Raw genomic sequence first — 18,789 nt, 5'->3', positions numbered from 1 at the left:
GGCGCGCGGACGTGCGCTCAGTCCGGCGGCAGCGCGCGGTTGAAGCGGCTGGCGGGGCGCAGCAGGATCCAGGTGAACAGGCTGCTGGCGGCGGTCGCCAGCCAGAACATGAAGAAACCCAGCGTGTAGCCGAGTTCGCGGCTGATCGCCAGGTCGGGGAAGGTCATGTCGCGCAGCGTCAGCGGGTCGACGAAGGCGAAGAACACCATCGTCGCGACGCCGGCGGCGAAGAAGCTGGGCCAGAGCACCGCCCCGACGCGCTGCGCGAGCGGCCGGGGCGGGTGGTCGAGGCGGGGCTCGGTGAAATCGGTCATTTCGCGCCGGCTGCCGCCTGACCCTCCTTGTGCGACAGCGACCAGACATAGGAGGCCACGAGGCGCGCACGCGTCTCGCCCAGCAGTTCGCGGTGGGCGGGCATCACACCATGACGGCCCTTGGTGATCGTCGTGCGCATGCTTTCCTTGCTGTTGCCGTACAGCCAGTAATCGTCGGTCAGGTCGGGCGCACCGAGTTCCTGGTTGCCCTTGCCGTCCACACCGTGACAGGCGACGCAGAGGCCATCGTACAGCGGCTTGCCCTGGGCGGCCATGAAGTTGTTGCTCATGCCTTCCTGCGGATTGTTGAGCACGTTGACGTAGGCGATGACGTAGTCGACAGCGTTCTGGCCGCCCATGCTGGTCAGCGCGGTGCCCCACTCCGGCATCACGCCCTCGCGGCCGTCCAGCACCGTCTGCAGCACCAGGTCCGGCGTGCCGCCCCAATGCCAGATGCTGTCGGTCAGGTTGGGATACCCGATCGCGCCCTGACCGGTGGAGCCATGGCAGGTGGCGCAGGTGTTGTTGAAGATCGAACGGCCCAGGGCCAGCGCCTTGGGATCCTTGGCGAGCGCATCGATCGGCTGGTTGGCGAACGGCGCGAAGGTGGCTTCCAGCTTCTTGTCCTGCACGGCCTTCACCTGGTCGTGCTCGCCGGAGGACGACCACTTGGCGTAGCCCGGGATGACGCCGAGACCGCCGTACCACGCGATGTAGCCGATGCTGAAGACGATGGTGATGTAGAAGAGGTTGATCCACCACTTGGGCAGCGGCTTGTTGTACTCGGTGAGGTCGCCGTCCCACACATGCGAGGTGTCTTCCGGTGCCGGGTCGCCCGGACGGCGCCGGCCGGTCCACCACAGCAGCCACACGCAGCCCAGGATGTTCAGTACGACCAGCGCGACGATGAACCAGATCCAGCCAGCGCTCATGGGTTGTTCTCCCCTTCCTCACCCAGCGGCATGCGCGCCGCATTCTCGAAATCCGCCTTGCGGCGCGGGCTCCACGCCCACACCCAGCCGGCGATGAAGAGCACGATCAGTGCCCCGGTCACGATCCCCGATACCATGGCTCAGCCTCCCCTCGGCGCGGCCTTGCCCAGCCCTTGCAGGTAGGCGACCACGGCGTCCAGTTCTGTCTTGCCTTCCACGTCGGTGGCGGCGTTGTTGATTTCTTCGTCGGTGTACGGATCGCCGATGCGCTGCAGCGTCTTCATGCGCTGGGCGATGTCGGCGCCGTCGACCTTCGCGTTCTCCAGCCAGGGGAACGACGGCATGTTCGACTCCGGCACCACGTCGCGCGGATTGATCAGGTGCACGCGGTGCCAGTCGTCGGAATAGCGTCCGCCCACGCGGGCCAGGTCCGGTCCGGTGCGCTTGCTGCCCCACTGGAACGGGCGGTCGTAGACCGATTCGCCGGCCAGCGAGTAGTGGCCGTAGCGTTCGGTCTCGAACCGCAGCGTGCGGATCATCTGCGAGTGGCAGTTGTAGCAGCCCTCGCGGATGTAGATGTCGCGGCCGGCCAGCTCCAGCGCGGGATAGGGCTTCACGCCCTCCAGCGGCTCGATCGCCTCGGCCTGGAACATCAGCGGGACGATCTCGGCCAGGCCGCCGAACGACACCGCCACCGCGATCAACACGGCCATCAGGCCGACGTTCTTCTCGACTTTCTCGTGTGAATTTCCGTTGCTCATGTCGGTTCCTCAGGCGCGCGCTTGGCTGGCATCGGGCGGCAGGATCGGCTGCGGCGCGGTGGACTTGGCGGCCTGGAAGGTCTTCCAGGTATTCCAGGCCATCAGCAACATGCCGGCGAAGACCAGCAGGCCGCCGCCCAGGCGGACCAGGTAGTAGGGGTAGGTGGCGTTCAGCGCTTCGACGAAGCTGTAAGTCAGCGTGCCGTCGGCGTTGGTGGCGCGCCACATCAGGCCCTGCATCACGCCGGCGATCCACATCGAGGCGATGTAGAACACCACGCCCAGGGTGTGCAGCCAGAAGTGCGTGTCGATGGCCTTGATCGAGAACATCTGCTCGCGGCCCAGCAGCTTGGGCAGCATCGCGTAGACCGAGCCGATGGTGATCATCGCGACCCAGCCCAGCGCACCGGCGTGCACGTGGCCGATGGTCCAGTCGGTGTAGTGGCTCAGCGAGTTGACCGTCTTGATCGACATCATGGGACCTTCGAAGGTCGACATCATGTAGAACGACAGCGAGACGATCAGGAACTTCAGGATCGGGTCGGTGCGCAGCTTGTGCCACACGCCCGAGAGGGTCAGCACGCCGTTGATGGCGCCGCCCCAGCTGGGCGCCAGCAGGATCAGCGAGAACACCATGCCCAGGCTCTGCGCCCAGTCCGGCAGCGCGGTGTAGTGCAGGTGGTGCGGGCCGGCCCACATGTAGATGGCGATCAGCGCCCAGAAGTGCACGATCGACAGGCGGTACGAGTAGACCGGGCGGCCGGCCTGCTTCGGCACGAAGTAATACATCATGCCGAGGAAGCCGGCGGTCAGGAAGAAGCCGACCGCGTTGTGGCCGTACCACCACTGCACCATGGCGTCGACCGCGCCGCTGTACACCGGATACGAATGCAGCAGGCTGCTCGGTAGCGCCAGGCTGTTGACGATGTGCAGCAATGCCACGGCGATGATGTAGGCGCCGAAGAACCAGTTGGCCACGTAGATGTGCTTGACCGCGCGCTTGGCGATGGTGCCGAAGAACAGCACGGCGTAGGACACCCAGACCACCGCGATCAGCACGTCGATCGGCCAGATCAGCTCGGCGTACTCCTTGCCCTGGGTCAGGCCCAGCGGCAGCGAGACGGCGGCGGCCACGATGACCAGCTGCCAGCCCCAGAACACGAAGGCCGCCAGCTTGTCGGAGAGCAGCCGGACGTGGCTGGTCCGCTGCACCACGTGCAGGCTGGTGGCGAACAGCGCGCAGCCGCCGAACGCGAAGATCACCGCGTTGGTGTGCAGCGGCCGCAGCCGGCCGTAGCTCAGCCACGGCAGATCGAAGTTCAGCGCCGGCCAGTACAGCTGGGCGGCGATCAGCACCCCCACCAGCATCCCCACGATGCCCCAGACCACGGTCATCACCGTGAACTGGCGCACCACCTTGTCGTTGTAAGTCCCCTGGACGCCTTGCATGCGGCCTCTCCTATTCTGGTACGGTGGATTCTAGGGCCTGTTCAGGCAGGCCGCATTGATCAGGATCAACCCCTCCCCGTGGCCGGCGGCCATGGGGCGCGCAGGATGCCGCAGGGCGGCGGGAAGGGGGGTGCGACAGATGGTCGCCCCTTCCCGTGACATGACGGGGGCTAGAATCCCCGCAGACAACCGGGAGCCGCACTGCCATGCCGGACATGACCGTCGTCGAGCTGTCCCGTCTGCAGTTCGCGCTGACGGCGATGTACCACTTCCTGTTCGTGCCCCTGACCCTGGGGCTGTCCTTCATGATCGCCATCATGGAGAGCGTCTATGTCATGACGGGGCGCGACATCTGGCGGCGCATGACGATGTTCTGGGGCACGCTGTTCGGCATCAACTTCGCCATGGGCGTGGCCACCGGCATCGTGATGGAGTTCCAGTTCGGCATGAACTGGTCGTACTACAGCCACTACGTCGGCGACATCTTCGGCGCGCCGCTGGCCATCGAGGGCCTGATGGCGTTCTTCCTCGAGGCCACCTTCATCGGCCTGTTCTTCTTCGGCTGGGACAAGCTGAGCAAGGTGCAGCACCTGATGGTGACCTGGCTGGTCGCGCTGGGCACCAATTTCTCGGCGCTGTGGATCCTGATCGCCAACGGCTGGATGCAGTATCCGGTCGGGGCCGAGTTCAATCCCGCCACGATGCGCATGGAAGTCACCGACTTCGCCGCCGTGCTGTTCAACCCGGTCGCGCAGGCCAAGTTCGTGCACACGGTCAGCGCGGGCTACCTGCTCGGCGCGGTCTTCGTGATGTCGATCAGCGCGTTCTACCTGCTGCGCGGGCGGCACGCCGACCTGGCCAAGCGTTCGATGGCGGTGGCGGCGAGCTTCGGCCTGGCGGCGGCGCTGTCGGTGGTGGTGCTGGGCGACGAGAGCGGTTACGTGGCCGGCGAGAACCAGAAGATGAAGCTGGCCGCGATCGAGGCGATGTGGGAAACCGAGCCGGCACCGGCGGGCTTCACCGTCTTCGCGATTCCCGACCAGGAGGGTCGCGCCAACGATTACGCGGTGCACGTTCCGTGGGTCATGGGACTCATCGGCACGCGCTCGTTCAATACCGAGATCCCGGGCATCGGCGAACTGGTCGAACGCGCCGAGGTGCGCGTCCGCAACGGGCAGCTGGCCTACGCGGCGCTCCAGCAGCTGCGTGCCGACCGCGCGGACGTGCAGGCCAAGGCGGCCTTCGACGAGCACTGGCGCGACATGGGCTATGCGCTGCTGCTGAAGCGTTATCGCGAGGACATCCTCAACGCTTCCGAGCAGGAGATCGCACGCGCGGCCGCCGACACCATTCCGCACGTGGCGCCACTGTTCTGGAGCTTCCGCCTGATGGCGGGCATCGGCTTCTACTTCATCGCCTTCTTCGCGCTGGCGTTCTGGCTGGCGACGGTGCAGAAGCTGGACCGCTACCGCTGGTTCCTCAAGCTCGCGCTCTACAGCCTGCCGCTGCCGTGGCTGGCGATCGAGGCCGGTTGGCTGATCGCCGAGTACGGACGACAGCCTTGGGCCATCGACGGCGTGCTGCCGACCTTCATGGCGGCGTCGGGACTGCAACTGCACCAGGTCGTCATCTCGCTCACCGGCTTCGTGCTCGTGTACACGACGCTGGCCGTCATCGACGTGTACCTGCTGCGCAAAACGATCCTGAAGGGGCCGGACGACGTGCCCGGTGGCGAACACCGGGCGGACCGCGATGGCGCGCCGCTGGCACCCGCTTCCGCGACCGAAGCCTGACAGGAGGACGACATGGACACGATTCCCCTCGACTACGCGACCCTGCGCCTGATCTGGTGGCTGCTGCTGGGCATCCTGCTGATCGGCTTCGCGGTGATGGACGGCTTCGACCTCGGCATCGGCACGCTGCTGCCGGCGGTGGCGCGTACCGACGCCGAGCGCCGGCTGGTCCTCAACGTCGTCGGGCCGGTATGGGAAGGCAACCAGGTCTGGCTGATCCTCGGCGGCGGCTCGATTTTCGCGGCCTTCCCGGCGCTGTACGCGGTCAGCTTCTCGGGCTTCTACCTGGCGATGTTCCTGATCCTGTTCGCGCTGATCCTGCGGCCGGTCGGTTTCAAGTTCCGCAGCAAGGTGGAAGATCCGCGCTGGCGCGCCGTGTGGGACTGGGCGCTGTTCGTCGGCGGCTTCGTGCCCGCGCTGGTGTTCGGCGTGGCGATGGGCAACGTGCTGCTGGGCGTGCCGTTCCATTTCGACGACACCCTGCGCATCCATTACGCCGGCGGATTCTTCGCGCTGCTGTCGCCCTTCGCGGTGCTGTGCGGCCTGGTCAGCGTGGCGATGCTGGTGGCCCACGGTGCCAGCATGCTGGTGATCAAGACCGATGGGCCCGTTGCATTGCGGGCGCGGCGTTTCGGCAGCGTGGCGGCGCTGGCGACCGCCGTGCTGTTCGTGCTGGCCGGCGTATGGCTGGCCCTCGGCGTGGACGGCTATGCCGTGGTGGGTGCGTCCGTGACCGACGCCGCCTCCAATCCGCTGTTCAAGCAGGTGGCGAGCACGCGTGGTGGATGGATGGCCAACTACCAGGCCATGCCGTGGACGTGGATCTTCCCGGTGCTCGGCGTGGCCGGTGCGCTCGCAGCCGCCTGGCTGCTGCGCGGCGGCCGCGGCATGGCGGCGTTCCTGGCATCGGCGCTGGCCATCGCGTCGATCATCCTGACCGAGGGGCTGGCGGTGTTTCCGTTCCTGCTGCCGTCCTCGACGCATCCTGCGTCGAGCCTGACGCTGTGGGATGCCTCGTCCAGCCACATGACGCTGTTCGTGATGCTGGTGGCCACCTGCATCTTCCTGCCGCTGATCCTGCTCTACACCTCGTGGGTGTACCGCGTGCTGCGCGGCAAGGTCAGTCCCGAAAGCATGGAACAGAACCACAACGCGTATTGAGGAGCACGACCATGTGGTACTTCAGCTGGATCCTGGGCGCCGGACTGGCGGCGAGCTTCGCCATCCTCAACGGCATGTGGTACGAGATGCGCGAGAACGACCGCGACCGCGACGATCGCGGCACCTAGCGCCGCGCATCAGCCGAGCGCGCGATAGCGGAAGTCGCTGAACGCCACCGAGCCCGTGCCTGCGCTGTAGAGCGCCACGCGCAGGCTGAGGAAGCCGCCGAACACGTTGTGGTGCAGGCCCGACACTTCCATCCGCGTATCCAGTCGCGTCCAGGTGCGGCCGTCGTCGCGCGAGTGATGCCAGGTCACCACATGATGGTCGTAGGTCAGGCGCAGGCGGACCCGTCGCGTCGGCAGCGCCTGCCGCGCCCAGGTCTGTTCCTCCGCGTACTGGAACACGCGCAACCCCTCCGCGGCGAAGCCGAGGCCGACGAAGGCCTTCGGGTTGTAGAACAGCAGCAGGCCGCCTTCGCCGCCATCGACCAGCGTCAGCGTCACTTCGGCCTGGTAAGCGCGGTCGCCGACGACGCAGGCCAGCACGCTGCCATCGGCAGGCGAGGTGCCTGCACCTGCCAAGTGCAAGGCCTTGTCGCCGTAACGCACGCGCTGCATCTCGTCCGGTCGTGGTGCGTGGAAAGCCCATTGCGCGCCGAACCGGTCGGCCGAGAAATCGTCTGACAGTGCAGCGCCGGCGGTGCGTGCCTTGCCGCCGCGCGGAACAGGCAACGGGCGCGACAGGTCGCCGCCGTGCGCGCGGAACCAGCCGTCGTCCGTCCATTCGATGGGCTCCAGCAGCGTCTGGCGCCCAAGCGTGCGATAGCCGTTCTCGTAGCCGTGGTAGACCATCCACCCATCGCCCGCGGGGCCTTCGACCAGCGTCGCGTGCCCGCGCGACCACCATGGTTCCGCGACATCCTGCGTGCGCACGAGCGGGTTGTGCGGACAGTGTTCCCAGGGCCCGTGGATCGAGCGCGAGCGTGCGGCGATCACCATGTGCCCGGTGACCGGGCCGGCAGTGCCGCCGACCGCGGTGACCAGGTAGAACCAGTCGCCTCGCCGCGTCAGCTTGGGGCCTTCCGGCGCGAAGTTCTCGGTGATCCAGTCGTCCGGATAGCGCCACGGGCTGTACGCGTGCTCCAGCGCGCCGTCGGTCGCCAGGCCATCGTCGGTCAGCCGCACCTTGCGGATGCCGTTGACGAACAGGTAGCGCCTGCCGTCTTCGCCGACCGCATGGCCGGGATCGATGCAGCCGTCGATGCGCAGGTCGACCGGTGCGCTCCACGGGCCGCGGATGTCGTCGGCCCAGATCGCGTGGATCTTCCATGCGCCGCCCGGCGCCAGCGTCGGCAGGTAGATGAAATAGCGGTCGCCGTGCTTGCACAGGTCGACGGCCCACACCGTGCCGACATTCGTGTGCAGCGCGGGCCCGAGCGGCGTCCAGTTGACCAGGTCGGTCGAATGCCAGATCACCAGCCCGGGATAGGCGTCGAACGACGAGAACGTCATGTAGTAGTCGTCGCCATCCTTGAGGATCGTGGGATCGGGGCGGTCGCCGGCGACGATGGGATTGAGGTAGGTACCGTCGCCGAGATCGGCCTTGCGCTGGCCCTCGATGCCGGTCGCGTGCGACGGCGGTGCGGGCGTGCAGGCGGTGGGCGCCGACGCGCGCGACGGCAGCGGCCAGGTGGCGAGGCCGGCGAGTCCGGCCTTGAACAGGGCGCGACGCGAGGTGCCTGGCATGTCGACTCCCGAGTCGCGGTCAGCGCCGCAGCGCGTAAGGACCGAAGGTGTTGCCGATGAAGCCGCCCGCCGTTTCCACGCTCAGCAGACTGGCGTCCAGGCCGGTGGCGACGGTCTTCCAGTCGCCGGTCGCGAGCGCGTACTCCGCGTCCAGGCGCGGGCCGTCGAGCCGGAAGCGCAGCGACACGGGGCCATGTCCGGCGTCCAGCGGCAGGCGTGCGAGCCGGTCGCCTTCCTTCGCGCCGTCGCGCCCGCTGCGCCGGTACAGCGACACCGCCAGGCCTTGCGCATCGCGCTCGACGCCGAGCACGTAGTGGCCGTACTCGTTCTGCAGCAGCGCGAGGCCGGCGAGCTCGCCGACCGCCGGGTCGAAGGCCGCGAGCGTGGTTTCCAGCGTCGCCTTGTGGTGCTGCAGGCGGTGCGCGACGTAGACCGGCTGGCCGGGCGTGATGCCGAAGGCGCCGAGCGGCATCGTGCCGGGCGTCAGCGTCAGCCCCCGTGCGCCGGTGGAGTACCACGTCGTCTTTGGTGGATGCAGCGTCATCCACGACAGCGGCAGTGATGCGGCATCGAAGCGTTCGGTCCAGGTGATCGGTCCGCTGGTCGGCAGCGGCTGCGGATTGCGCGGCAGGTCCGGTCGCTGCACGACCATCGGCACGCGCTCGCCGCGCGGCAGGATCACCGGCCAGCCATCCTTCCATGCGACCGGCAGCAGGAAGGTTTCGCGCCCCAGGTTGTACTGGTTGCCGCGATACGGCCGCGTGGCGAGGAACACCGCCCACCACGTGCCGTCCTTGAGCTTCACGAACTGCGCGTGGCCGGTGGAGGTCACCGGGTCGGCGCGCGTCGGGTCCAGGTCGCGCTGGGTCAGCGACGGATTGGACGGCGAGGGCTGGTAGGGGCCGGTCAGTGCGCGGCTGCGCCACACCATCTGCGCATGCTGTTCGCCGGTGCCGCCCTCGGCTGCGGTCAGGTAGTACCAGCCTTCGTGCTTGAAGACATGCGGGCCTTCGACATGCTCGGGGTTCGTCGCCGGGTCGGCGCCGCCGTCCACCAGCAGGATGCGCTGGCCGATCCGTTCCCGCTTGGCGAAATCGAAACGCTGCAGCCAGATCGCGCGATGGCCGTCGTAGCGCAGCTTCCCGTCGGGCACGTCGTTGTGCACCACCCACGCGCTGCCGTCGTCGTCGAAGAACAGCGACGGATCGATGCCGGTGACATCGAGCCAGACCGGATCCGACCAGGGCCCGGCCGGATTCTTCGCGGTGACGACGAAGTTGCCGCGGTCGCAATAGAAACACGTATTGGCGATGTAGAACGTGCCGTCGTGGTGCGCCAGCGTGGCGGCGAACAGGCCGCGCGTCAGTTCTTCCTTGTCGCCATAGTCGATCTGTCCTGGGCGATGGATCGCGTTGCCGACCTGCGTCCACGAGACGAGATCGGTGCTGTGGAAGACCGGCAGGCCTGGGAAATAGCCGAAGGTCGAGGTAACGAGATAGAAGTCGTCGCCGACGCGGATCGCCGAGGGATCCGGATAGAAGCCGGCCACCACCGGATTGCGGTACTGCGTCGCGCCGACCGGCGGGCCGCCGTCGTCGCCGGCATAGCGCACCTCGCGGAATACCGCGTCGCCGGCCCGGGCCGAGGTCATCGACAGCGCCATCACCAGCGCCACGGCACATCGCTTCAGCATCGTGTCCTCCTCACGTCGTGGCGGCGCTCATGCGGCGCGCCCATAGCGCATGCAGGCCGCGCGCGGCCAGGTCTTCGGGGTGGCGCTGCACGCCGACGCCGAGCGTGGTCAGCGCATGCGCGTACGACGCCAGCAGCCGGTCGTTGCCGATCAGGTGCACCTGCGCCGGTCGCGGTGCGTGCGACAGCAGGCCCGACGCGCGCAGCTCGTGGCCGATCAGCAGGCCGGACAGGTACGACGGCAGCGCGGGCTCGGCGAACTGCTGGAACAGGCCGGTCGTGCGTACGCCGAACAGATGGTGCAGCAGGCCGCCGCCGTCGGCGCTGCGCTTGAGGCCGGCATCGAAGGCGTAGCCATCGAAGCGCACCTCGCCGGCCGGCATCAACCGGCCGAGGATGCTGTGCTGGCGCAGCAGCGCATACAGTTCGCCGGTCATTGCCGTCGCGATCCGCTGCACTTGGCCATCACGCACGGTGACCCACTTGCTGTGCGTACCCGGCAGGCAGACCAGATGGGTGCCGCCGGTCAGCACGTCGAGCAGCGCCGCCAGTTGGGTTTCCTCGCCGCGCATCACGTCGGGCACGCGGTCGGACTCGCTGTCGCGCAGTCCCGGCACCAGCCACAGTGCGCGGTCGTCGAAACCGGGCGGCTGGAAGCGCTGCATGCCGAGCGCCAGCGCGTGGTTGCCGGCGGGGCAGGGCAGGTAGGGCATCTCGTGCCAGCCACCGCGTCCGCCGACCATGCCGCACAGCAGGACGTCGACGTCGTCCCAGCCCGCGATCTCGCGCGCCAGCACTTCGCCGAAACGGCCATCGCAGGCCAGCACGCCCTGGTCGCTGCGCCGCCGCTCGCGGACCTGGCCGTCCTCGGCCATCCGGTACAGGCGCAGGCTGCTGGTACCCCAGTCGATCGCGATCATGGCAGGCGCACCCGATCCCCGCTGCGCGCGAGGGGGCGTTCGTTGCGGTGCGAGAAGACGCCACCCGACAACGGGTGCGCCGCCAGCGCCTCGGCATCGAGTCCGACGCGCGCGCTGGTGACGTACAGCGTGTCATCGCGCAGCACGCAGCACGAAGGCTGTGGTGCGGGAACGTGCACGATGCGATCAAGGCGGCCGTCCGGCAGGTAGCGCACCACGCGGCCTGCGCCCCATTGCGCGTTCCACAGCGCGCCTTCGTCATCGACGATGGAGCCATCCGGCTCCGCGCCAGGCGCGTCCAGTTCGACGAACACCTCGATGTCCGACACGGTCGCGGCAGCGGCGTCGTAGCGGCACTGCAGGATGCGCGGCGTCACCGAGTCGCAGAAGTACAGCCGCGTGCCGGCCGCGTCGAAGCAGATCGAATTGGGAATCGCCGCGCGCGGCAGCGCGAGTTCGCGCAGGCCGTGCGTCGCGGTGTACTGGTGGAAGCGGCCGACCGGACGCAGGTCGGCATGCTCGCTCTTGGTGCCGAACACGAAGCCGCCGTGGCGGTCGGCGCGGCCGTCGTTGATGCGGGTCATCGGCTCGTCGGCGTCGACGTCGGCCAGCTTGGTCATCGCCAGCGTGCGCGCGCCGAGCTGCGCTTCGACATCGCTGGCATGCAGACCTTTGGCGAGGCCGAGCAGCAGGCGGCCGTCCTCGCCCAGCGCCAGGCAACCGAGCGGCGCCGGCAACGACCAGGTGTGTGTGTGGCCGCTCGCGGGATCGTGCCGCCACAGTTCCGCGGCGAGGATGTCGGTCCAGTACAGCACGTGCCGGCGCTCGCACCACAGGATGCCTTCGCCCAGCGCGCAGCGGCTGTCGACGGCCAGGGTCGCCAGCGCCGCGGTCACCGGATCACCATTCGGCCACGCTGCCATCGGCATGCCGCCACAGCGGGTTGCGCCAGCGTGGTGGCTGCCGGTTCGCCTCGATCAGGCGCGCCTCGTCGATCTCAACGCCCAGGCCGGGCTGCGGCAGCGCGGCGATGCTGCCGGTGGCATCGCAACGGAAGTCGTCCTTGTTGATGACGTAGTCCAGCAGGTCGGCGCCTTCGTTGTAGTGGATGCCGATGCTCTGCTCCTGCAGCATCGCGTTGTGCGCGACGAAGTCCACCTGCAGGCAGGCGGCCAGCGCCACCGGGCCGAGCGGGCAGTGCGGGGCCAGCGCCACGTCGTGCGCTTCGGCCATCGCCGCGATCTTCACGCATTCGGTGATGCCGCCCGCATGCGACAGGTCGGGCTGCAGGATGGCCAGGCCGCCGGCCGCGAGCACCGGCTTGAACTCGGCGCGCGAATACATGCGCTCGCCGGCGGCGAGCGGGATCGAGGTCGCGTCGGACAGCGGCCGGTAGTACTCCCACTGTTCCGGCAGGACGGGTTCCTCGACGAACAGCGGCTTGAACGGCGCCAGCTCGCGCAGCAGCACGCGCGCCATCGGCGCGCTGACGCGGCCATGGAAGTCGATGCCGAAATCGACGCGGTCGCCCATCGCCTCGCGGATCACGGCGACCTTGGCCACCGCCGCGTCGATCGCGCGCGGGCTGTCGATCATCTTCAGCTCCTCGGTGCCGTTGAACTTGAACGTATCGAAGCCCTGCGCCTGGTAGCGCTGCATCTGCGCGACGATGTCGGCGGGGCGGTCGCCACCGACCCAGCGATAGGTCTTCATGCGGTCGCGCACCAGCCCGCCGAGCAACTGGTACACCGGCACGCCGAGCGCCTTGCCCTTGATGTCCCACAGCGCCTGGTCGATGCCGGCGATCGCGCTCATCAGGATCGCGCCGCCACGATAGAACCCGCCGCGATAGAGCACCTGCCACAGGTCGTTGATGCGCGCAGGATCCTGGCCGACGAGGTAGTCGCCGAGCTCGTGCACGGCGGCTTCCACCGCGTGCGCGCGCCCTTCGATGACCGGCTCGCCCCAGCCGCTGATGCCCTCGTCGGTCTCGATCTTGAGGAACAGCCAGCGCGGTGCCGCGTGGTAGGTGGTGAGGCGGACGATCTTCATGCGGCGTGGTCCAGGTAGGCCTGGCGGAAGCGGCGCGCGTGCTCGCGCGTCCGCTCGACCGGCTGGCCGGGCGTGTAAAGTTCGCCGCCGATGCCGGCGCCCTGACAGCCGGCTGAGAGGTAGCCGGAGAGGGTGTCGGGCGTGACGCCACCGACGGCGAATAGGGGAACCGGCGGCAGCACGCTGCGCAGGGCGCGCACCATCGCCGGTCCGTAGACGGAAGCGGGGAACAGCTTGAGCATCTGCGCGCCCGCCTCGAGCGCATCGAAGGCCTCGCTGGCGGTGGCGACGCCGGCGGCGACCTGCAGGCCGCGGTCGACGGCATGCCGGATCACCGGTGGCCGCGTGTTCGGCGTCACCATCAGGCGGCCGCCTGCGGCGACCAGCGCGTCGACATCGGCGGTCGTCAGCACGGTGCCCGCACCGACCAGTGCGCGATCGCCGAACGCGTTCACCGCGACGCGCACGCTGCGCGCCCACGCCGGCGAATTGGCCGGGATCTCGATGGCGTCGTAGCCCTCGTCCACCAGTGCGCCGACGTGCGCATGCGCCTCGTCGGGCGTGATGCCGCGCAGGATCGCGATCAGCGGCAGGGCGAAGGGAAGGGCGGGCGTGTCCATGTGCTCAGTCGTGGTAGACCTGCGAACGGCCGCCATCGATGGTGATGTCGGTGGCGTTGATGAAGCGCGCTTCGTCGCTGGCCAGGAACAGCGCCGTGTAGGCCACTTCCTCGGGGGTGCCGATGCGCTGCGGCGGCAGCAGCGCCGTCTGCTTCTCGCGGGTGCCGGGTTCGCGCTCGAACCACGCTTCGATGCGCGGCACCAGGATCAGGCCGGGCGAGATCGAGTTCACCCGGATGCCGCGTGCGGCGTACTCGATGCCGAGCGAGCGGGTCAGCCCGATCAACCCGTGCTTGGCGACCGGATACGGGAAGCAGCCGGCGATGATCTTGTGCGCGTGCACCGACGCGATATTGACGATCGAGCCTCCGCCCTGCGCCAGCATCGCCGGCAGCACCGCGCGGCACAGGTGCCATGCGCCCTTGAGGTTCAGCGCCAGGCAACGCTCCCAGTCGTCGTCCGACAGCGACAGCGGATCGGAGAACACGTCGGCGCCGGCATTGTTGACCAGCACATCGATGCGTCCATGGCGCTCGCGTGCGGCATGGACGGCCGCGTCGACGGCGGCGGCGTCGGTGATGTCGGCGAGATGGTGGCTCACGCCGTCATCGGCGACGGGCGCGGGCTGGCGGTCGAGGCCGATGACGGTGGCGCCTTCGCTGGCGAACAGGCGCGCGGTGGCGGCGCCGATGCCGCTGGCGGCGCCGGTGACCAGCGCGACCTTGCCGGACAGGCGACGGGTCATGGGTGCCGGCTTCCGTGGGACGTGGGCGCGGCGATGGCGGCGGCACGCGGGGTGCCGTCGGACTGCGGTGTCGCCATGGGACCCTCCTCCCGGCGGTGATCGGATGCGGGGATCTCCCGTGGCGGACCTGTGCCGGCCGTCCCCGGGCATCCCCTGCGCGGTCGGCCGGGCAGGGCCGACGGACCGCGTTCGAAGCGTGGCATAGCCTCGCGTGGGCATCTATGTACGACAAATGAAATTTTTGTCATAGGCTATTCCGCAGGCGAATACGTCATTCGCGCGGAGGCTCCCATGGTCCATCCCACCACCGGCTGGTTCGGCGCCACCCGCCTGAAGACCCGCCATCTGTCGCTGCTGCTGCACCTGTACGAACAGCGCTCGGTGCTGCGCGCCGCCGAGGCCGCCAACATGACCCAGCCGGCCGCCTCCAAGCTGCTGGCGGAGATGGAAAGCCTGCTCGGCGTGCCGCTGTTCGAGCGCCACGCGCGCGGCGTGGAGCCCACGTGGTACGGGCAGGTGCTGATCCGGCGCGCACGCTCGGCGCTGTCCGAAATCGGCCGCGCCCACGACGAGATCGCCGCGCTGCGCAGCGGCCGGATGGGGCAGGCCGCCATCGGCACGGTGGTGAACCCGGGCACCACGCTCGTGCCGCAGGCGATCGCGGCGGTGAAGCGCGATTTCCCGGACATCCTGATCAAGGTCGAAATGGACTACAGCCGGCCGCTGGTGGCCAAGCTGCTGGATGGCCAACTCGACATCGTGGTCGGCCGCATCATGGGCCCGGAAGGCGCGGGCGAACTGGATTTCGAGCCGCTGGCCGACGAGCCGCATGCCGTGATCGTGCGCGCCGGCCATCCGCTGACGCGGCGCCCGCGCATCACCCATGCCGACCTGGCCGACTACGGCTGGATCATGCCGCCGTCCGCCAGCGTGCTGCGCTCGCGGCTGGATGCCGTGTTCCTGGAGCACGGCCAGCCGCCGCCGCAGAACATCGTGGAAACCGCCTCGCTGCCGGTGATCATCCACCTGCTGCGGCACAGCGACCTGCTGACCGCGCTGCCGGCGGAGTCGGTGGGTCCCTACCTGCAGACCGGGCAGATGTGCGTGCTGCCGATCGAACTGGGCGTGCGCATGGAGTTCTTCGGCATCGTGCGCCGCCGCGACCAGTTGCTGTCGCCGGGGGCCGAGCGCGTGCTGGAGGCGTTGCGGGCCACCGCGCGGCGGCTGTACGCCGAGCCCGATCCCTCCCGGGCCGGCGATGCGCCGCTGGTGGGCGAAGGGGCGGGCGACTGACGCACGGCATGTATGCGCGTTCGATATAGCTGGCGATCAATATTTCATTGGTCCGGCATGTCAGCGCCGCCTATGCTCCCGCCGCAGTCACATCACGGCGGTCCCACGGCCGCCGGTTGATCGCCCGGAGCCGGCGCGACACCCGCCACGGAGGCGACCGCATCACCGACGACGACGGCCGGGGGCCGCCATCGCCGGGCGCTTCATCCGGCCACGCGATGCGCAGACATCCGCGGGCCGGGACCACAACTCAATCGCTTGTCATGTGTCCTGGGAGGGAACATCCATGTCAACGCTCCAGCGTCGCCCTGCGGCGGCCGTTCGTGCAGGCCGTTCCGACGGCCGCAAGCTGCAACCCACCGTGCTGGCGCTCGGCATCGCCCTGATGCTGGCGGCACCCGCCTACGCCCAGGACGCCGCCGCGCCCAGGCAGGACGGCGAAAAAGCCACCGAACTCGACGCGGTCGTCGTCACCGGCATCCGCGGCTCCGTGTACAAGGCGCAGGACATCAAGCGCGACGCCGACACCTTCGTCGACTCGGTGACCGCGCTGGACATCGGCGCGCTGCCGGACCGCAGCGTGACGGAAACGCTGTCGCGCATCCCCGGCGTCACCATCGATCGCTTCCTGACCGTCGGCGATCCGGAGCACTTCTCGGCCGAAGGCGGCGGCGTGCAGGTGCGCGGCCTGACCCAGGTGCGTTCGGAACTCAACGGCCGCGACAGCTTCTCCGCCTCGGGCGGTCGTGCGCTCAGCTTCCAGGACGTGCCCGCCGAGCTGATGGCCGGCGTGGACGTCTACAAGAACCAGAAGGCCGACATGATCGAAGGTGGCCTGGGCGGCAGCGTCGACCTGCGCACCTTCATGCCGTTCGACATCGAGGGCAGCCGGTTCGGCATGTCGTTCAGCGCCAACCGTGGCGACTTCGCCGAGAAGGTGAAGCCCGCGGGCTCGGTGCTCTTCAGCAACCGCTGGGACACCGACGCAGGCGAGTTCGGCATCCTGGTCAACCTGGCCCATTCCGAACTGGCCACGCGTACCGACGGCATGTTCGTGCGGCCGTTCTTCAATACGGCCAATTCCGACCTCAACAACGACGGCACCAACGAGAACCTGTGGCTGCCGCGTGGTGCCGACTGGCGCACGCTGGAGTACGAACGCGAGCGGCAGGGCGCCTACGTCGCGCTGCAGTGGCGGCCGAACGACAACCTGGAGCTGTTCGCCACCGCGTTCCAGAGCCGCTACGACGAACTCTGGTACGAAGACGCGATCTTCGTGTCCAACGATCCGCTGCAGGTGCGCGTCGACGCCAGCCAGCCCTACGAACTGGACGGCAACGTCTTCGTTTCCGGCCGCCTGCGTTCGAACGGCGACATCCCGATGGGCACGGACATCCGCGCCTCGCACCGCAAGTCCGACACCACCGATTACTCGTTCGGCCTGAAGTGGCTGTTCAGCGACCGCACCGAGTTCTCGACCGATCTGCAGTACATCAAGGCGAACACCGAGGCGCTGGATTCCACCGTATCGCTGGGCCTCAACGTGCCCTACATCGATATCGACCTGGGACACGGCGTGCCGCGCATCGGCGTCGACAACCAGTTCACCGCGAACCCCGCGAACTACTACTGGGGGTTCACCATGGACCACCAGGACGACAACACCGCCGATGAGGTCGCGTGGCGTGCGGACCTGAAGCACAGCTTCGACAGCACCTTCTTCGAATCCTTCAAGGTCGGCGTCCGCGTGACCGACCGCGATGCGCACAGCGTCGACACCGGGTACGACTGGCAACCCGTGTTCCAGCCATGGATGCAGTGGTGGGCCGTCCCGGGCGGCGTGCCGCTGCCGGGCCTGGGCCTCAACGGCACCGTCAATTCCAGCCTCACCAACCTGATTACGTTCGACAACTTCTACCGCGGTGGCGCGTCCACGCCCGGCTCGTTCTACTCGCCCGTGCTGGCGACCGCGCTCGGCTTCCCGAACAGCTACCTCGACATCCACGGTGCGGCCATCCCGTACTACCTGCCCGGCGCACCGTACGGCCAGATCACCCCGCGCAACCTCGCCGATCCGCAGTGGGGCAACGTGCAGAACGAAAAGACCTACGCCGCCTACGCGATGCTGAACTTCGCGATGGACGACGTGCGCATCGACGGCAACGTCGGCGTCCGCGTGGTGCGCACCGAGAACAGCGCCGAAGGCTACCTGGTCTATCCGAACAATGCGTTCGCGCCCTACCTGGGTACGGGCCAGTCCGAGCCGATCTCGGCGGAGAACTCGTACACCGACGTGCTGCCCAGCGCCAACGTGAAGTGGGAGCCGGCGGAGAACTGGATCGTGCGCTTCGCCGCGTCCAAGGCGGTCGCCCGTCCGGCCTTCAGCGACATGCAGGCCTATCAGGTGCTCAGCGTGGCCGTGCGCGACGGCGTCAATCCGCAACCGGGCGACGAGCTGGGTCCGGAGGACCTGGAGCTCACCGGCAGCTCCACCGACAACCCGTACCTGACGCCGATGAAGGCCAACCAGTTCGACCTGTCGCTGGAGTGGTACTTCGCTCCCGACAGCGGCGGCATGGCCTGGGTGAACTTCTTCTACAAGGACATCAAGGACTACTTCCGCCAGCAGACCGAACTGCTCGCCTACCCGGGCGTCGACGGCAACGAGTACGACTACCGCGTGTCGCGGCTGGTCAACATCGGCAAGGCGAAGATCCAGGGCGCCGAGATCGGCTGGAACCAGTTCTTCGATTTCCTGCCGGCGCCGTTCGACGGTTTCGGCATGTCGGCCAACTACACCTACATCGACAGCACCACGAAGATCCCGGCGGCCTCGAACGCGGTCCCGGTCGATACCGACGGCTCGCTGTTCGACGACCTGCCGGCCGACGGCCTGTCGAAGAACTCCTACAACGTGGCGGCGTTCTACGAGAAGGGGCCGTGGCAGATCCGCCTGGCCTACAACTGGCGCAGCGAGTACCTGCTCTCGATCGGTCCGAACGGCTACAACGGCGGCGATGGCGGCATCCCGTGGAAGCTGCCGGTCTACAGCGACAGCTTCGGCCAGCTGGACGGGTCGATCTTCTACCGCTTCTCCGACAACGTGCAGCTCGGCCTCGAGATGAACAACCTCAACAACGCCGAGCAGCGCACGCTGATGGACCAGAACGGCGCGGGCAAGCGCACCACGTCGTGGTACGTCAACGACCGCCGCTACGCCGCGACGCTCCGCTTCACGTTCTGACGCTGCATCGTGCGGAACGGCCGGTGTTTCTCCGGCCGTTCCGTCGCAGGGGGTGCGCATCCTGC

17 protein-coding genes are annotated in these 18,789 nt (G+C 68.3%); 5 read left to right on the top strand and 12 right to left on the bottom strand.

Going from position 1 to position 18,789, the window contains the following annotated elements; translation table 11 throughout:
- Positions 1-17 precede the first annotated feature (17 nt).
- The 5 genes from ACSQ1W_RS16725 to ccoN are packed head-to-tail and all read right to left on the bottom strand — an operon-like array spanning position 18 to position 3,456.
- Complete coding sequence (locus tag ACSQ1W_RS16725; RefSeq protein WP_056880835.1) at positions 18-314, bottom strand: hypothetical protein; 297 nt, start codon at positions 312-314, stop codon at positions 18-20.
- Entirely contained in the window at positions 311-1,246 is a 936-nt protein-coding gene (gene ccoP / locus ACSQ1W_RS16720; RefSeq protein ID WP_192273696.1) for a cytochrome-c oxidase, cbb3-type subunit III, read from the bottom strand. Before ccoP ends, ACSQ1W_RS16725 begins: the two co-directional genes overlap by 4 nt.
- Entirely contained in the window at positions 1,243-1,383 is a 141-nt protein-coding gene (locus ACSQ1W_RS16715; protein WP_081420375.1) for a cbb3-type cytochrome oxidase subunit 3, read from the bottom strand. Before ACSQ1W_RS16715 ends, ccoP begins: the two co-directional genes overlap by 4 nt.
- Before the next feature lie 3 nt (positions 1,384-1,386).
- Complete coding sequence (ccoO, locus tag ACSQ1W_RS16710; RefSeq protein WP_192273695.1) at positions 1,387-2,007, bottom strand: cytochrome-c oxidase, cbb3-type subunit II; 621 nt, start codon at positions 2,005-2,007, stop codon at positions 1,387-1,389.
- Positions 2,008-2,016: 9 nt separating this feature from the next.
- Positions 2,017-3,456 carry a cytochrome-c oxidase, cbb3-type subunit I gene (gene ccoN, locus ACSQ1W_RS16705; RefSeq protein ID WP_192273694.1) on the bottom strand — a complete coding sequence of 480 codons (1,440 nt, stop codon included), beginning with the start codon at positions 3,454-3,456 and terminating at the stop codon, positions 2,017-2,019.
- Between the two features lie 206 nt (positions 3,457-3,662).
- Between ccoN and ACSQ1W_RS16700 the strand changes: the two genes are divergently transcribed.
- Genes ACSQ1W_RS16700 through cydX form a run of 3 tightly spaced genes read left to right on the top strand, consistent with a single transcriptional unit; the run spans position 3,663 to position 6,538 of the window.
- On the top strand, positions 3,663-5,249 hold the full coding sequence (locus tag ACSQ1W_RS16700; RefSeq protein WP_436044826.1) for a cytochrome ubiquinol oxidase subunit I: 1,587 nt from the start codon (positions 3,663-3,665) through the stop codon (positions 5,247-5,249).
- Between the two features lie 12 nt (positions 5,250-5,261).
- Positions 5,262-6,410 (top strand): cytochrome d ubiquinol oxidase subunit II, encoded by a 1,149-nt coding sequence (gene cydB, locus ACSQ1W_RS16695; RefSeq protein WP_436044824.1) that lies wholly within the window; start codon positions 5,262-5,264, stop codon positions 6,408-6,410.
- Positions 6,411-6,421: 11 nt separating this feature from the next.
- The gene (gene cydX, locus ACSQ1W_RS16690; protein ID WP_192273691.1) at positions 6,422-6,538 is read left to right on the top strand and encodes a cytochrome bd-I oxidase subunit CydX; all 117 of its coding nucleotides are present in this window, start codon (positions 6,422-6,424) and stop codon (positions 6,536-6,538) included.
- A 9-nt stretch (positions 6,539-6,547) separates the two neighbouring features.
- Here the strand turns inward: cydX and ACSQ1W_RS16685 are convergent, their stop codons facing one another.
- Genes ACSQ1W_RS16685 through ACSQ1W_RS16655 form a run of 7 tightly spaced genes read right to left on the bottom strand, consistent with a single transcriptional unit; the run spans position 6,548 to position 14,187 of the window.
- The gene (locus tag ACSQ1W_RS16685) at positions 6,548-8,158 is read right to left on the bottom strand and encodes a family 43 glycosylhydrolase (RefSeq protein WP_436044822.1); all 1,611 of its coding nucleotides are present in this window, start codon (positions 8,156-8,158) and stop codon (positions 6,548-6,550) included.
- Between the two features lie 19 nt (positions 8,159-8,177).
- Entirely contained in the window at positions 8,178-9,851 is a 1,674-nt protein-coding gene (locus ACSQ1W_RS16680) for a glycoside hydrolase family 43 protein (protein WP_436044820.1), read from the bottom strand.
- Positions 9,852-9,861: 10 nt separating this feature from the next.
- The gene (locus tag ACSQ1W_RS16675) at positions 9,862-10,770 is read right to left on the bottom strand and encodes a 2-dehydro-3-deoxygalactonokinase (protein WP_436044818.1); all 909 of its coding nucleotides are present in this window, start codon (positions 10,768-10,770) and stop codon (positions 9,862-9,864) included.
- Positions 10,767-11,693, bottom strand: coding sequence for an SMP-30/gluconolactonase/LRE family protein (locus tag ACSQ1W_RS16670; protein WP_436044817.1), 927 nt, complete (start codon positions 11,691-11,693; stop codon positions 10,767-10,769). The genes ACSQ1W_RS16675 and ACSQ1W_RS16670 overlap by 4 nt, the downstream gene beginning before the upstream one ends.
- Positions 11,671-12,822 carry a galactonate dehydratase gene (dgoD, locus tag ACSQ1W_RS16665; RefSeq protein ID WP_436044815.1) on the bottom strand — a complete coding sequence of 384 codons (1,152 nt, stop codon included), beginning with the start codon at positions 12,820-12,822 and terminating at the stop codon, positions 11,671-11,673. Before dgoD ends, ACSQ1W_RS16670 begins: the two co-directional genes overlap by 23 nt.
- Positions 12,819-13,442, bottom strand: coding sequence for a 2-dehydro-3-deoxy-6-phosphogalactonate aldolase (locus ACSQ1W_RS16660; protein WP_436044813.1), 624 nt, complete (start codon positions 13,440-13,442; stop codon positions 12,819-12,821). Before ACSQ1W_RS16660 ends, dgoD begins: the two co-directional genes overlap by 4 nt.
- A gap of 4 nt (positions 13,443-13,446) precedes the next feature.
- Positions 13,447-14,187, bottom strand: a complete 741-nt coding sequence (locus ACSQ1W_RS16655) for an SDR family oxidoreductase (RefSeq protein WP_436044812.1) — start codon at positions 14,185-14,187, stop codon at positions 13,447-13,449.
- Between the two features lie 291 nt (positions 14,188-14,478).
- Here ACSQ1W_RS16655 and ACSQ1W_RS16650 point away from each other — a divergent pair, with 291 nt between their 5' ends.
- The gene (locus tag ACSQ1W_RS16650; RefSeq protein ID WP_192273684.1) at positions 14,479-15,480 is read left to right on the top strand and encodes a LysR substrate-binding domain-containing protein; all 1,002 of its coding nucleotides are present in this window, start codon (positions 14,479-14,481) and stop codon (positions 15,478-15,480) included.
- 286 nt (positions 15,481-15,766) lie between these two features.
- A complete protein-coding gene (locus ACSQ1W_RS16645) occupies positions 15,767-18,724 on the top strand; it encodes a TonB-dependent receptor (protein ID WP_436044810.1) in 2,958 nt (985 codons plus the stop codon).
- Positions 18,725-18,789: the final 65 nt, after the last annotated feature.

This window comes from Pseudoxanthomonas sp. LjRoot143, assembly GCF_964252945.1.
In the GTDB taxonomy this organism is placed as follows: Bacteria; Pseudomonadota; Gammaproteobacteria; order Xanthomonadales; family Xanthomonadaceae; genus Pseudoxanthomonas_A.
This window is presented reverse-complemented; position numbering and strand designations above follow the sequence as displayed.